A 15,027-nucleotide genomic window follows, 5' to 3' on the forward strand; every position below is an offset into this window, starting at 1 on the left:
TCAGCCCTTGGTGACGTCCGGATCGGTCGCCAGCACCAGATCGACACGATCGAGCAAGTCGCGCACCTGTTCACGGGTCGAACCGCTGGCCTGGATGTCCGGGCGCTCTTCTTTGTGCAAGAGGTCGTGGGTGATGTTCAGCGCGGCCATTACGGCGATACGGTCGGCACCGATGACTTTGCCGCTGCTGCGGATCTCGCGCATCTTGCCATCCAGGTAGCGTGCGGCACTGACCAGATTGCTGCGTTCTTCCTGCGGGCAGATGATCGAATATTCTTTGTCGAGGATCTGCACGGTAACGCTATTGCTTGAACTCATGAGTCTTGCTCCAGGGCCTTGAGGCGCGAAATCATCGATTCGACCTTACGCCGGGCGATTTCGTTTTTTTCAATGAGGTGAGCGCGTTCCTCGCGCCAGGTCTTTTCCTGAGCTAGTAAGAGTGCGTTTTGACTCTTAAGTTGCTCGACTCGGCCAATCAGCAGTTCGAGTCTGGCCATCAGCGCTTGCAGGTCGTTGTCTTCCATTGGGTTCACTGTCTGATGGGTTAGCTGGCGGACAGCCTTTAATAGTCTTGGCGAGTCTGTCGATGTAGGATACAAGGCCTTCATTCTAGACATAGCGCCGTCTGGCGCCTAGCTGCCCATGACCATTGCGAATTCCCCGTACCAAGCCTTTGCCACCCTGCTGACTGCCAGCGGCCACAACGTCTCGCCTGCCGAACTGCATGGCCTGCTGCTCGGCCGCAGCTGCGCCGGCGCCGGCTTCGATAACGAAGGCTGGCTGATCGACGCCGCCGAACTGCTCGAAGGCGACCTCCAGGACAACGTCCGCAACGCCCTGATCGGCCTGCAGGAAATGGTCAAAGGCGAACTGACCGGCGACGACGTTACCGTTGTCCTGCTGCTGCCGACCGATGACGCACCGCTGGCCGACCGCGCCGCTGCACTGGGCCAATGGTGCCAGGGCTTCCTCAGCGGTTTCGGTCTCAACTGCCGTGACAGCAGCATGCTCAGCACTGAAGCCACCGAAGTGTTGCAGGATCTGGCAGCGATCTCCCAGGTGCAAGACGCCCTGGAAGAATCTGAAGACGGCGAAACCGACTACATGGAAGTCATGGAGTACCTGCGCGTTGCGCCGCTGCTGCTGTTCTCGGAAACCAAGAAAGCCGACGTGCCGCCAGCCGCCAAGCCGTCGCTGCATTAATCGCGTGCCAGGGAAAGCCATCTGCCCATGACCCATATCCCCAAAGCGGAATACAGCCGTCGCCGCAAGGCCCTGATGGCGCAGATGGAACCCAACAGCATCGCGATCCTGCCTGCCGCCGCGGTTGCCATTCGCAACCGTGACGTCGAGCACGTCTACCGTCAGGACAGCGACTTCCAGTACCTCAGCGGATTCCCCGAGCCGCAAGCCGTCATCGTCTTGATGCCGGGGCGCGAGCATGGCGAGTACGTGCTGTTCTGCCGTGAGCGCAATGCCGAACGCGAACTGTGGGACGGCCTGCGCGCAGGGCAGGAAGGCGCGATCCGTGATTACGGTGCTGACGACGCCTTTCCGATTACCGATATCGACGACATCCTCCCGGGCCTGATCGAAGGCCGTGACCGGGTGTATTCGGCGATGGGCAGCAACCCGGAGTTCGACCGCCACCTGATGGACTGGATCAACGTGATCCGCTCCAAGGCGCACCTCGGCGCTCAGCCACCGAACGAATTCGTTGCCCTGGATCACCTGCTGCACGACATGCGCCTGTATAAATCGGCGGCGGAAGTGAAGGTAATGCGCGAAGCCGCGCGGATTTCCGCTCAGGCGCATATCCGGGCGATGCAGGCCAGTCGGCCGGGGTTGTACGAATACAGCCTGGAAGCCGAGCTGGATTACGAGTTTCGCAGGGGCGGGGCGAAGATGCCGGCCTACGGTTCGATCGTCGCCGCCGGGCGCAACAGCTGCATCCTGCATTACCAGCAGAATGACGCGCTGCTCAAGGACGGCGATCTGGTGTTGATCGATGCCGGTTGCGAAATCGACTGCTACGCCAGCGACATCACGCGCACCTGGCCGGTCAACGGCAAATTTTCCGCCGAGCAAAAAGCGATTTACGAGTTGGTGCTGGCCTCGCAGGAAGCCGCCTTCGCTGAAATCGCCCCGAACAAAAACTGGAATCAGGCCCACGAAGCCACGGTCCGGGTGATTACCACCGGCCTGGTCAAGCTCGGGATCCTGCAAGGCGAGGTCGACGAGTTGATCGCGACTGAAGCCTATAAAGCGTTTTACATGCACCGTGCCGGCCACTGGCTGGGCATGGATGTACACGACGTTGGCGAATACAAGGTCGGCGGCGAATGGCGCGTGCTGGAGGTCGGCATGGCGCTGACCGTGGAGCCGGGCATCTACATTGCCCCGGACAACCAGAACGTAGCGAAGAAATGGCGCGGCATCGGCGTGCGCATCGAGGATGACGTGGTAGTGACCAAGACCGGTTGTGAAATCCTGACCAGCGGCGTACCGAAAACCGTCGCCGAGATCGAAGCGCTGATGGCGCAAGCACGGACCCACGCGGCATGAGTCGAGTCAATCTGGCAATCATCGGCGGCGGCCTGGTCGGCGCCAGTCTGGCGTTAGCCTTGCAGGCCGGGGCCAAGGCCCGCGGCTGGAAAATCGTCCTGATCGAACCGTTCGCCCCCGGCGATAGCTGGCAGCCGAGCTACGACGCGCGTTCGTCGGCGCTGTCCTTCGGTTCGCGGCAGATCTATCAACGCTTGGGCGTGTGGCAGGAAATCTCCCGTCGCGCCGAGCCGATCAAACAGATCCACGTCTCCGACCGTGGCCGCTTCTCCACCGCGCGTCTGTCGGCGATGGAAGAGGGCGTGCCGGCACTCGGCTACGTGGTGGAAAACGCCTGGCTCGGCCAGTGCCTGTGGCAGCATCTGGATAAAGACGTGATCAGCTGGCGCTGCCCGGCGGAAGTCACGCGCATGGAACCGCTGTCCGATGGCTATCGCCTGACCCTCAACGATGAAACCACCGTTGAGTGTGATCTGGCGGTGCTCGCCGATGGCGGCCGTTCCGGTCTGCGCGAGCAGTTGGGTATCAACGTGCGCAAGCGTCCGTACAACCAGAGCGCGCTGATCGCCAACATCACCCCGAGCGAAGCGCACAACGGCATGGCCTTCGAGCGCTTCACCGACGAAGGGCCGATGGCTTTGCTGCCGCTGCCGGATAATCGTTGCGCGCTGGTCTGGACCCGTCTGGGCATGGACGCGCAGCGTTTGGCAGACTTGAGCGAGCGCGATTTCCTCAGCGAGCTGCAAGGCGTGTTCGGTTACCGTCTCGGCACCTTGAAACAGGTCGGCGCGCGGCATCTGTATCCGCTGTCGCTGGTCGAGGCCGAGGAGCAAGTGCGTTCGCATCTGGCGGTGCTCGGCAACGCCGCCCACAGCTTGCACCCGATTGCCGGGCAGGGTTTCAACCTGTCCCTGCGCGACGCCGATGCCCTGGCCGCTGCGTTGCTCGCCAGTGACAAGCCGCTGGGTGACTTCGCCACGTTGCAGGCCTATCGCGAGCGTCAGCGTCTGGATCAAGAGCTCACCGTGGGCTTCTCCGATCAGGTCACGCGGCTGTTCGGCAGCACCCAGCCGCTGGTCTCGCTGGGGCGCAACATCGGCCTGCTCGGCCTCGATCTGCTGCCACCGGCCAAGCGCTGGTTTGCCCGTCAGGCCATGGGGCTGGGAACACGCCCGGATGCTTAAGTGGTTGACCGCAAAATTCGGCAAGGCGCGACTGATGCGCTGGGTGATGACCTTCTACCCGCCCTACCTCGGTGCTGGCGTGCGGGTTCGGCACATCAGCGATGACTTTCGCGACGTGCAGGTATCGATGGGCCTGGGGTGGTACAACCGCAACTACGTCGGTACCCAGTTCGGCGGCAGTCTGTATTCGATGGTCGATCCGTTTTTCATGCTGATGCTCATGGAAAACCTCGGTTCGCGGTACATCGTCTGGGACAAGGCGGCCGACATCGATTTCATCGCGCCGGGCAAAGGCCCGGTGTTCGCCCGCTTTACCATCGACGAGACCTTGCTCGACGAGATCCGCCGGCAGACCGCCAGTGGCGAGAAATACCTGCCGCAATTGCAGGTCGACATTCATGACGGCGCCGGCAACCTCGTGGCGCGGGTCGGAAAAACCCTTTACGTGCGGCTCAAGCCGCAAGCGAGACAGGCTTAAAGCATGGAAATGCGCGCAGATCTGCTGATTGTCGGAGCCGGAATGGTCGGCAGCGCCCTTGCGTTGGCGTTGCAGGACAGTGGCCTGGAAGTGCTGCTGCTCGACGGCAGCCCGCTGAGCGTCAAACCGTTCGACGCGACCGCGCCGTTCGAGCCGCGGGTCAGCGCCCTGTCGGCGGCCAGCCAGCGAATCCTCGAACGCCTCGGCGTGTGGGACGGCATCGCCAAACGGCGCAGCAGTCTGTACACCGACATGCACGTGTGGGACGGCAGCGGCACCGGCCAGATTCACTTCTCGGCAAGCAGCGTGCACGCTGAGGTGCTGGGGCATATCGTCGAAAACCGTGTGGTGCAGGATGCCTTGCTCGATCGTTTGCACGACTGCGATCTGGGCATGCTGGCCAATGCGCGACTGGAGCAGATGCGCCGCTCCGGTGACGACTGGTTGCTGACCCTGGCCGATGGTCGCAAATTGCGCGCGCCGCTGGTGATCGCCGCCGACGGTGCCAATTCGGCGGTGCGTCGCCTGACCGGCGTCGCCACCCGCGAGTGGGATTACCTGCATCACGCCATCGTCACCAGTGTGCGCAGCAGCAAGCCGCACCGCATGACCGCCTGGCAGCGTTTCACCGATCACGGACCATTGGCGTTTTTGCCGCTGGAGCGTGACGGGCAGCAGGACTGGTGCTCGATCGTCTGGTCGACCACGCCGAGTGAAGCCGAGCGTTTGATGGCGCTGGATGAAGCGGACTTCTGCCGTGAACTGGAGCGTGCCTTTGAGGGTCGCCTCGGCGAAGTGATCAGCGCCGATCCGCGACTGTGCGTGCCGCTGCGTCAGCGTCACGCCAAGCGTTATGTGGCCGAGGGTTTGGCGCTGATCGGAGATGCGGCGCACACCATTCACCCATTGGCCGGGCAGGGTGTGAACCTTGGTTTCCTTGATGCCGCCGTATTGGCTGAAGTGTTGCTGCAAGCCGCTGAACGTGGCGAACGCTTGGCGGACGTGAAGGTGCTGAGCCGCTACGAGCGTCGGCGCATGCCGCACAACCTGGCGCTGATGGCGGCGATGGAAGGCTTCGAGCGCCTGTTCCAGGCCGACCCGCTGCCAGTGCGCTGGCTGCGCAATGCCGGGTTGAAGCTGGTGGAGCAGATGCCGGAGGCCAAGGCTCTTTTCGTGCGTGAAGCTCTCGGGTTGACCGGGGATCTTCCGGCCCTTGCCAAACCCTGAAGGCAACTATTTCTTTGTGGCGAGGGAGCTTGCTCCCGCTGGGCTGCGAAGCGGCCCCAAATTCGGTGCTGGCCGAAACGGGAGTCCTTCGGCCTCCAGCGGGGGCAAGCTTCCTCGCCACAGAGGCCAGCAATTTGGAGGTCATGCAACATCTGGTAACTCCTTGGAAAAGTGATCGATTGAGAAGCTAAATGTGAGTCCTTATCATTTGGCCCACATTTTCCGACCGAGAGATCACTCCCATGTTGGCACCCAAGCGTCTCCTGACCGCCCTGGCCATGACCCTGATCGGCAGCACCACCGTCCAGGCCGCCGACGAGGTGGTGGTCTACTCCTCGCGTATCGATGAGCTGATCAAACCGGTGTTCGACGCCTACACCGCGAAAACCGGGGTGAAGATCAAGTTCATCACCGACAAGGAAGCGCCGCTGATGCAGCGGATCAAGGCCGAAGGCGAGAACGCCACCGCCGACCTGCTGCTCACCGTCGACGCCGGCAACCTCTGGCAGGCCGAACAGATGGGCATCCTGCAGCCGTTCACCTCGAAAACCATCGACAGCAACATTCCCGCGCAATACCGCTCGTCCACTCACGCCTGGACCGGCCTGAGCCTGCGCGCGCGGACCATCGCCTATTCCACCGAGCGGGTGAAACCGGGCGAGCTGACCACCTACGAAGCGCTGGCCGACAAGAACTGGGAAGGGCGCCTGTGCCTGCGCACGGCGAAGAAGGTCTACAACCAATCGCTGACCGCGACCATGATCGAAGTGCACGGTGCCGAAAAGACCGAGAAGATTCTCAAGGGCTGGGTCAACAACCTGTCCACCGACGTGTTCTCCGACGACGTCGCGGTGCTGGAAGCGATCAATGCCGGGCAGTGCGATGTCGGCATCGTCAACACCTACTATTACGGCCGCCTGCACAAGCAGAAGCCGGAGCTGCCAGTGAAACTGTTCTGGCCGAACCAGGCGGATCGCGGCGTGCACGTGAACCTGTCAGGCATCGGCCTGACCAAACATGCACCGCACCCGGAAGCGGCCAAGGCGCTGGTGGAGTGGATGACCACGCCTGAAGCGCAGAAGATCTTTGCCGACGTGAACCAGGAATTCCCGGCCAACCCGGCGGTGAAGCCTTCGGAAGAAGTGGCGGCCTGGGGCCAGTTCGTGGCGGACACCTTGCCGGTGGAAGTGGCGGGCAAGCGTCAGGCTGAAGCGATCCGCATGATGGATCGGGCGGGCTGGAACTGAGGCTGTAATCCTATTGACCATTGTGGCGAGGGAGCTTGCTCCCGCTGGGGCGCGAAGCGGCCCTGTGGCGCCCCTGCGTCTGGCATGAATTGATCTGGTAATCTCCTGCGACTGCTTCGCAGCCGAGCGGGAGCAAGCTCCCTCGCCACAAAATGTGGTCAACGTCGAATGGGCGTTGGCCCACTTCTAGAGAACCACCTTGGCCCACCCCGCCCAACGCCGCTGGTACCCCATCGTCTTCGCCATTGCCGCGCTGGTGCTGTTGCCCCTGAGTGTCCTGCTGCTGTCGTGGCAAACCATCGATCAGCAGATCTGGTCGCACCTGTGGGAAACCCAGATGCCGCGTCTGTTGGGCAATACGTTGACCCTGGTGGTCGGTGTCGGCGTCGGTGTGACGCTGCTCGGTGTCAGCCTGGCCTGGCTGACCAGCCTCTGCGAATTTCCCGGGCGACGCTGGCTCGACTGGGCGCTGATGCTGCCGTTTGCCATCCCGGCCTACGTGCTGGCGTTCGTCTTCGTTGGCCTGCTGGACTTCGCCGGCCCGGTGCAAACCCTGTTGCGCGAGTGGTTCGGCAGCGGCCTGCGCCTGCCGCGAGTGCGCTCCACCGGCGGGGTGATTGTGGTGCTGGTGCTGGTGTTCTATCCCTACGTCTACCTGCTGGCGCGCACGGCGTTTCTCGCGCAGGGCAAAGGCCTGATGGAAGCCGCGCGGGTGCTCGGCCAATCGCCGTGGCAAGCGTTCTGGCGGGTGGCGTTGCCGATGGCGCGTCCGGCGATTGGCGCCGGTGTGGCGCTGGCGCTGATGGAGACTTTGGCGGATTTCGGCGCGGTGTCGGTGTTCAACTTCGACACCTTCACCACCGCGATCTACAAGACCTGGTACGGCTTCTTCAGTCTGCCCAGCGCGGCGCAACTGGCGAGCCTGTTGCTGCTGGTGGTGATGCTAGTGCTGTATGGCGAACGGCGTGCGCGCGGCGCCAACCGGGCGAGCAACGAGCGACCACGGGTCAAGGCGCTGTATCACCTGCGCGGGTTCAAGGCATTCGCGGCGACGGGCTGGTGCTCGTTGGTGTTTGCCTGTGCGTTCGTGATTCCGCTGCTGCAACTGATCGTGTGGTTCTGGCAGCGTGGGCGTTTCGATCTCGATGAACGTTACGCCGGGCTGATTCTGCACACACTCTACCTGGGTGGCATGGCGGCGCTGATCACCGTCAGCGTCGCGTTGCTGCTGGCCTTCGCCCGACGGCTGGCGCCGACCCGGGCGATCCGTTCCGGCGTCAGCCTGGCCAATCTCGGTTATGCCTTGCCGGGCTCGGTGCTGGCGGTGTCGATCATGCTGGCGTTCAGTTATCTGGATCGCGAACTGGTGATCCCCCTGTCCGGCTGGCTCGGGGGCGCCGGCAAACCACTGCTGCTCGGCAGCCTGGCGGCATTGCTGATGGCCTATCTGGTGCGCTTCATAGCCGTGGCCTACGGGCCGCTGGAAAACAGTCTGGCGCGTATACGGCCGTCTTTGCCCGAAGCGGCACGTAGCCTGGGTGTCAGTGGGCCGCGACTGTTTTTCAAAGTGTATCTGCCGCTGTTGCTGCCCGGCACGTTGAGCGCGGCATTGCTGGTGTTCGTCGACGTGCTCAAGGAAATGCCCGCGACCCTGCTGATGCGCCCGTTTGGCTGGGACACGCTGGCCGTGCGGATCTTTGAAATGACCAGCGAGGGCGAGTGGGCGCGGGCGTCGCTGCCGGCGCTGACCCTGGTGTTGGTCGGTTTATTGCCGGTCATCGGCCTGATCCGCCGCTCAGCGCATCGAAACACTTAGTAGTGAGTCCTGAATCATGCGGCTACAATGCGCGGCATTCGGTGCGGTTCGTCTGACAGACCCGTTCGCTGAAATCGGCTGAAAGCCTTCTATTTCGCGGCTTTCACCCCGTACAGCGGCTGTCCGCACCTTCGCCACGCCCGGAAGGAGAAACCCATGGGACAGCGTACGCCTCTGTATGACCTGCATCTCGCCCTCGGCGCGAAGATGGTCGATTTTGGCGGTTGGGACATGCCACTGCATTACGGCTCGCAGGTCGAGGAACACCACGAGGTGCGTCGCGATTGCGGGGTTTTCGATGTATCCCACATGACCGTGATCGATGTCACCGGTGCCCAGGCCAAGGCCTGGCTGCAGCATTTGCTGGCCAATGACGTCGAGCGCCTGCACCGCCCCGGCCGCGCGCTCTACAGCACGATGCTCAACGAGCGTGGCGGCATCGTCGACGACATGATCGTCTATCGCCTCGAAGACCGTTATCGGCTGGTGGTCAACGCCTCCACCCGCGATCAGGATCTGGCCTGGATGCAGGCGCAACTGGCCGGATTCGACGTGAAATTGCACGAGCGCACCGAGCTGGCGATGCTGGCTATTCAAGGCCCGCAGGCCCGGCACAAGATTGCCGAGCTGGTGACCCAGTCCCGCGCTGCACTGATCCATCATCTCAAACCGTTCGAAGCCGAAGTCGATGGCGACTGGTTCATTGCGCGCACCGGCTACACCGGTGAGGACGGTCTGGAAATCGCCTTGCCGGCCGATCAGGCCCCGGGGTTCTTCAACGATCTGGTAGGCGCCGGTATTTCGCCGATCGGCCTCGGCGCCCGTGACACGTTGCGGGTGGAGGCCGGGATGAACCTCTACGGCCAGGACATTCATCAAGATGTCTCGCCGCTGGCGTCCAATATGGCCTGGAGCATTGCCTGGGAACCGGCCTCGCGGCAGTTCATCGGGCGGGCGGCGCTGGAAGCGGAAAAAGCCGCCGGCGTTGCGCACAAACTGGTGGGCCTGGTGCTTGAGGAACGCGGTGTTTTACGCGCCCATCAGGTGGTTCGTATCGCCGATGTTGGCGAAGGAGAGATCACCAGTGGTAGTTTCTCTCCTACGCTAAGCAAATCGATTGCCCTGGCGCGTGTACCGATGGCCACAGCCGACCGCGCCGAAGTGGAAATCCGTGGCAAGTGGTACCCGGTTCGAGTGGTCAAACCGACCTTCGTGCGCCACGGCAAAACCTTGATCTAACCTTTTCCGGCGGGCATGACCGCTGACAATTTCTTGAGGACACCGAGCATGAGCAATATCCCCGCTGAACTGCGTTTTGCCGAAAGTCATGAGTGGGCACGTCTGGAAGCCGACGGCACCGTTACCGTGGGCATCAGCGATCACGCGCAGGAAGCGCTGGGCGATGTGGTGTTCGTCGAGTTGACTGAAGTGGGTAACAAATTCGCGGCTGAAGACCAGGCCGGTGTGGTCGAGTCGGTGAAAGCCGCTTCCGACATCTACTCGCCGATTGCCGGTGAAGTGATCGCCGTCAACGAAGAGCTGAGCGGTTCGCCGGAACTGCTGAACTCCGACCCGTACGGTGCATGGATCTTCAAGCTCAAGCCAGCCAACGTTGCTGATCTGGACAAGCTGCTCGACGCCGCCGGCTACAAGGCTGCCATCGGCGAATAATCCTCGCCCCCTGTAGGAGCTGCCGCAGGCTGCGATCTTTTGCTCTTGTCTTCAAGGGCAAAGTCAAAAGATCGCAGCCTGCGGCAGCTCCTATATTGATCAGGGCTTCAATACGGCTTTCACCGCCGCCACCGCACGCTCGACGTCGTCCTTGCTCATGGTGGTGAACATCGGCAGCGACACGATCAAGCGTCCAACGCGCTCGGCCACCGGCAACATGCCTTCCTTGAAACCGCGCTCGCGGTACAGGCTCAGCAAATGGATCGGCGGGTAGTGATAGCCGATGCCGATGCCTTTGGCCTGCATCTGCTCCATGAACGTGGCCCGCGCCGGCAAACCATCCTTGCGCTCCGGCAGTACCAGTTGGAACAGGTGCCAGTTGCTGTTGGTGAAATCCGCAGGCGGCAGCTGGGCGCCATAGCTCGCTTCAAAGTCATCGCCAAAACATTTGAAGTAGTGACGGGCCAGTTCCTGGCGATGGGCGGTCAGCGCTTCGATGTGGGCAAACTGTCCCAGGCCGATGGTCGCGGCGATGTCGGTCATGTTGAACTTGCCACCGAGTACGTCGACATCCAGGCCGTCGAAGCCGTTGCGGGTCACGCCTTGCAAGCGGTATTTCTCCGCCAGCCGCGCTTCTTCCGGGGTGTTCAGCACCAGGCAGCCGCCCTCGGAACAGGTCACGTTTTTGTTGGCTTGAAAGCTGAACGACACGAAGTCGCCGGTGGCGCCGATACGCTGGCCGTTCCAGCTTGAGCCCAAGGCCTGGGCGGCGTCTTCGACAATCCGCAAGTTGTGTTTGCGCGCGATGGCGTACAGCCGATCCATGTCCACCGGCAGGCCGGCGAGGTACACCGGAATCACCGCTTTGGTACGTGGGGTGATCGCCGCTTCCAGCTGGTCGAGATCAATGTTGCGAGTCACCGGGTCGATGTCGGCGAACACTGGGGTGGCGCCGACTTCGAGAATCACGTTGGCGGTGGCAACCCAGGAGATCGGCGTGGTGATCACCTCGTCACCCGGGCCGATGCCGGCGATACGCAGTGCGATTTCCATGGTGCAGGTGCCGGAGTTGAACGTGCGCACCGGGCGCCCGCCGAAGTATTCCGAGAGCTGTGCTTCAAAGGCCTGGACCTTGGGCCCGCTGGTGATCCAGCCGGAGCGCAGCACATCGCCGACGGCGGCAATCGTGGCTTCATCAATGACGGGTTTGGAAAACGGCAGGAACGGCAGTTGGCTCATGAGGATTCGATCATCCGGAAGTTGGACGCCTGATGCAGGCGCTACAGCATGCCCCGGAACGCCCTGTGCCGCCAAGCCGTGCGCGTCGGTATCGGCTGCTATGCTGGTTTGACCGTGTTGCATTGACGCCGAGCGCCAGTCAAGAGAGAGCCCGTCATGTCCCAGTTGCCATCCTTGAGCCAGTTACGCGACCACGAAGCCTTCCTGCGTCGCCATTTGGGCCCCGATGCCGCCGAACAGCAGGCGATGCTCGACAGCCTCGGCCTCGGCAGCCGGGTCGAACTGATCGAGCAGACAGTCCCGCCGGGCATTCGCCTGAACCGGGCGCTGGATCTGCCGCCGGCCCTCGACGAACAGGCGGCGCTCGCCAAATTGCGCGGCTATGCCGAGCAGAACCAGGTGTGGACCAGCCTGATCGGCATGGGCTACCACGGCACGCTGACGCCGACCGTTATCCTGCGCAACGTGCTGGAAAATCCCGGCTGGTACACCGCGTACACCCCGTATCAACCGGAGATCGCCCAGGGCCGTCTCGAAGCACTGCTGAATTTCCAGCAACTGACCATCGACCTCACCGGCCTTGAACTGGCCAACGCCTCGTTGCTCGACGAAGCCACTGCCGCCGCCGAAGCCATGGCGCTGGCCAAACGTGTAGCGAAGTCGAAGAGCAATCTGTTTTTCGTCGACGAAAACTGCCATCCGCAGACCCTTTCCGTGGTGCAGACCCGCGCGGAAGGTTTCGGTTTTGAGCTGATCATCGACGCTGTGGACAACTTGAAGCAGCATCAAGTGTTCGGCGCACTGCTGCAGTATCCCGACACCCACGGCGAGATCCGTGATCTGCGTCCGGTCATCGATCAGTTGCACGCGCAGCAGGCGCTGGCTTGTGTGGCGACGGACCTGCTGAGCCTGTTGTTGCTGACGCCGCCAGGGGAGCTGGGCGCGGACGTGGTGTTCGGCTCGTCCCAGCGCTTTGGCGTACCGATGGGCTACGGCGGCCCGCACGCGGCGTTCTTTGCCAGCCGCGATGAATACAAACGGGCGATCCCCGGGCGGATCATTGGCGTGTCGAAAGACGCGCGCGGCAACGTCGCGTTGCGCATGGCCCTGCAGACCCGCGAGCAACACATCCGCCGGGAGAAGGCCAACTCGAACATCTGCACCGCGCAGGTGCTGTTGGCGAATATCGCCAGTTTCTACGCGGTGTATCACGGCCCGGAAGGCTTGAAACGGATCGCCCAGCGGGTGCACCGGCTGACCTGCATTCTGGCGGCGGGCCTTGAGCGCCATGGCCTCCAGCGGGTTAACCAGCAGTTTTTCGACACCCTGACCCTCGACGTCGGCGGCGCGCAGAGCGCGATCATCGACAGCGCCAAGGCCGCGCAGATCAACCTGCGGATTCTTGGCCGTGGCCGAGTGGGCTTGAGCCTCGACGAGACGTGCGATGATCACACGGTAGCCAAACTGTTCGATGTGCTACTCGGCGCCGATCATGGGTTGAACATCGACGAATTGGATGCAGAAACGCTGGTTTCAGGCATTCCCGAGCACCTGCAGCGCAACACGCCTTACCTGCGCCATCCGGTGTTCAACGCGCATCACAGCGAAACCGAGATGCTGCGTTACCTCAAGCAATTGGAGAACAAGGATCTGGCGCTCAACCAGTCGATGATCCCGCTGGGCTCCTGCACCATGAAACTCAACGCCACCAGCGAAATGATCCCGATCACCTGGCCGCAGTTCGCCAACCTGCACCCGTTCGCGCCTCGCGAGCAGGCGGTCGGTTACACCTTGATGATCGAGGAACTGGAGCGCTGGTTGTGCGCGATCACCGGGTTCGATGCGATCTGCATGCAACCGAACTCCGGGGCCCAGGGCGAGTACGCCGGGCTGCTGGCGATTCGCAAATATCACGAGAGTCGCCAACAGGGCGCGCGGGATATCTGCCTGATTCCATCGTCAGCGCACGGCACCAATCCGGCCTCGGCGCAGATGGCCGGGATGCGTGTGGTGATCGTCGAGTGCGATGACGCGGGCAACGTTGATCTGGAGGATTTGAAGGCGAAAGCCGCCGAAGCCGGGGCCCGGTTGTCGTGCCTGATGGCGACCTATCCATCGACCCATGGCGTGTACGAGGAGGGCATCGGCGAGATCTGCGAGGTTATCCACAAGCACGGCGGGCAGGTGTACATGGATGGCGCCAACCTCAATGCGCAGGTCGGGTTGACGCGGCCGGCGGACATCGGTGCCGACGTGTCGCACATGAACCTGCACAAGACCTTTTGCATTCCCCATGGCGGCGGCGGACCGGGCATGGGGCCGATCGGCATTCGTGCGCATCTGGCGCCGTTCGTTGCCAATCACCCGGTGGTGCCGATCGATGGCCCGTTGCCGCAGAATGGTGCCGTCAGCGCGGCACCCTGGGGCAGCGCGAGCATTTTGCCGATCAGCTGGATGTACATCGCCATGATGGGGCCGCAACTGGCGGATGCCAGCGAAGTGGCGATCCTTGCGGCGAACTACCTGGCCCAGCATTTATCCGGCGCATTCCCGGTGCTTTACACCGGGCGCAACGGGCGGGTGGCCCATGAATGCATTCTCGATCTGCGGCCGTTGAAGGCGCAGACCGGGATCAGCGAAGAGGACGTCGCCAAGCGTCTGATGGACTACGGCTTCCACGCACCGACCATGTCATTCCCGGTGCCGGGGACGTTGATGGTCGAGCCGACCGAAAGCGAATCCAAGGCCGAGCTGGACCGCTTCATCGGCGCCATGCTGAGCATCCGCGCAGAAATCACCGAAGTGCAGAACGGCAACTGGCCGGCGGAAGACAACCCGCTCAAGCGTGCACCGCATACCCTGGCGGACGTCTCCGGGGTCTGGGAGCGGCCTTACAGCATTGAGCAGGGCATCACCCCGGATGCGCACACCAAGGCACATAAATACTGGCCGGCGGTGAATCGGGTGGATAACGTTTATGGGGATCGCAATCTGTTCTGCGCCTGCGTCCCGGTGGACGAGTACCGCTGATCTCCCTGTTTCCCCCGATTCATTGTAGGAGTGAGCCTGCTCGCGATTGCGGTGAATCAGTCACCGAATGCAGTGTCTGGAGTACAGCTATCGCGAGCAGGCTCACTCCTACAGAGGTTGTGTGGTGAACCGGGAATTACGGGCAAAAAAATGCCGCTCAATCGAGCGGCATTTTTGTCGGCACGAGGTTTACTCGGATGCCACTGCGTTCTTCGCCAGAATCGCATTCGCCAGTTCCATGTCCGTGGCCTGCAGGCCCGGGTTGTCGGCGCGGACTTTCTGCATGGCTGCTTCCAGGTATGGCCCACGGATGCCGCCATCGCTGGCAACGAAGCTGCCGGCATCGTCCTGTGCGGCGACGATCAGCTTGTGATCCTTGAAGGTCAGGTAGGTCGAACCGGTGGTGGCACCGGACGAGATGACGTTACGCCAAAAGCTGTCGGCCATCGCTGAACCAACGGGAAGGGACAGCAAGGCAAGGGTGGCGACAGCAAGTTTGAGACGCATGATGAGTGACTCCTGGGGGTTAACTACGGCGTTGGATTACGATTTCCCCGATCCGGTTCCGTA

The 15,027-nt window shown here is 62.4% G+C and carries 14 protein-coding genes; 10 read left to right on the forward strand and 4 right to left on the reverse strand.

Going from position 1 to position 15,027, the window contains the following annotated elements; genetic code table 11:
- Nucleotides 1–318, reverse strand: coding sequence for a cell division protein ZapA (locus J5M57_RS17870; protein ID WP_008055229.1), 318 nt, complete (start codon nucleotides 316–318; stop codon nucleotides 1–3).
- A complete protein-coding gene (locus J5M57_RS17875) occupies nucleotides 315–524 on the reverse strand; it encodes a TIGR02449 family protein (RefSeq protein WP_016985919.1) in 210 nt (69 codons plus the stop codon). Before J5M57_RS17875 ends, J5M57_RS17870 begins: the two co-directional genes overlap by 4 nt.
- Before the next feature lie 118 nt (nucleotides 525–642).
- On the opposite strand from J5M57_RS17875, the gene J5M57_RS17880 reads away from it, so the two are divergent.
- From J5M57_RS17880 to gcvH, 9 genes are all read left to right on the forward strand, one after another.
- Nucleotides 643–1,203: a YecA family protein gene (locus tag J5M57_RS17880; RefSeq protein ID WP_083367599.1), complete on the forward strand. Its 561-nt coding sequence runs from the start codon at nucleotides 643–645 to the stop codon at nucleotides 1,201–1,203.
- Between the two features lie 27 nt (nucleotides 1,204–1,230).
- Nucleotides 1,231–2,565, forward strand: coding sequence for a Xaa-Pro aminopeptidase (gene pepP / locus J5M57_RS17885; RefSeq protein ID WP_207848338.1), 1,335 nt, complete (start codon nucleotides 1,231–1,233; stop codon nucleotides 2,563–2,565).
- Nucleotides 2,562–3,749, forward strand: a complete 1,188-nt coding sequence (ubiH, locus tag J5M57_RS17890) for a 2-octaprenyl-6-methoxyphenyl hydroxylase (protein WP_064589735.1) — start codon at nucleotides 2,562–2,564, stop codon at nucleotides 3,747–3,749. The genes pepP and ubiH overlap by 4 nt, the downstream gene beginning before the upstream one ends.
- Nucleotides 3,742–4,227, forward strand: coding sequence for a DUF4442 domain-containing protein (locus J5M57_RS17895; protein ID WP_064589734.1), 486 nt, complete (start codon nucleotides 3,742–3,744; stop codon nucleotides 4,225–4,227). Before ubiH ends, J5M57_RS17895 begins: the two co-directional genes overlap by 8 nt.
- 9 nt (nucleotides 4,228–4,236) lie before the next feature.
- Complete coding sequence (locus J5M57_RS17900) at nucleotides 4,237–5,454, forward strand: 2-octaprenyl-3-methyl-6-methoxy-1,4-benzoquinol hydroxylase (RefSeq protein WP_207848438.1); 1,218 nt, start codon at nucleotides 4,237–4,239, stop codon at nucleotides 5,452–5,454.
- A 242-nt stretch (nucleotides 5,455–5,696) separates the two neighbouring features.
- On the forward strand, nucleotides 5,697–6,701 hold the full coding sequence (locus tag J5M57_RS17905; RefSeq protein ID WP_207848339.1) for an extracellular solute-binding protein: 1,005 nt from the start codon (nucleotides 5,697–5,699) through the stop codon (nucleotides 6,699–6,701).
- Nucleotides 6,702–6,900: 199 nt separating this feature from the next.
- A complete protein-coding gene (locus J5M57_RS17910) occupies nucleotides 6,901–8,517 on the forward strand; it encodes an iron ABC transporter permease (protein WP_064589731.1) in 1,617 nt (538 codons plus the stop codon).
- A gap of 156 nt (nucleotides 8,518–8,673) precedes the next feature.
- Nucleotides 8,674–9,756 (forward strand): glycine cleavage system aminomethyltransferase GcvT, encoded by a 1,083-nt coding sequence (gene gcvT, locus J5M57_RS17915; protein ID WP_064589730.1) that lies wholly within the window; start codon nucleotides 8,674–8,676, stop codon nucleotides 9,754–9,756.
- A 48-nt stretch (nucleotides 9,757–9,804) separates the two neighbouring features.
- Complete coding sequence (gcvH, locus tag J5M57_RS17920; protein WP_207848340.1) at nucleotides 9,805–10,188, forward strand: glycine cleavage system protein GcvH; 384 nt, start codon at nucleotides 9,805–9,807, stop codon at nucleotides 10,186–10,188.
- Between the two features lie 99 nt (nucleotides 10,189–10,287).
- On the opposite strand, the gene J5M57_RS17925 is transcribed toward gcvH, so the two are convergent.
- A complete protein-coding gene (locus tag J5M57_RS17925; protein ID WP_207848341.1) occupies nucleotides 10,288–11,427 on the reverse strand; it encodes a DegT/DnrJ/EryC1/StrS aminotransferase family protein in 1,140 nt (379 codons plus the stop codon).
- A gap of 156 nt (nucleotides 11,428–11,583) precedes the next feature.
- On the opposite strand from J5M57_RS17925, the gene gcvP reads away from it, so the two are divergent.
- Nucleotides 11,584–14,457, forward strand: a complete 2,874-nt coding sequence (gene gcvP, locus J5M57_RS17930; protein ID WP_207848342.1) for an aminomethyl-transferring glycine dehydrogenase — start codon at nucleotides 11,584–11,586, stop codon at nucleotides 14,455–14,457.
- Nucleotides 14,458–14,646: 189 nt separating this feature from the next.
- Here gcvP and J5M57_RS17935 read toward each other — a convergent pair whose 3' ends face one another.
- Complete coding sequence (locus J5M57_RS17935) at nucleotides 14,647–14,967, reverse strand: DUF2388 domain-containing protein (protein WP_169843014.1); 321 nt, start codon at nucleotides 14,965–14,967, stop codon at nucleotides 14,647–14,649.
- Nucleotides 14,968–15,027: the final 60 nt, after the last annotated feature.

It is taken from the genome of Pseudomonas sp. 86_A (assembly GCF_017491705.1).
GTDB classification, from domain to species: domain Bacteria; phylum Pseudomonadota; class Gammaproteobacteria; order Pseudomonadales; family Pseudomonadaceae; genus Aquipseudomonas; species Aquipseudomonas koreensis.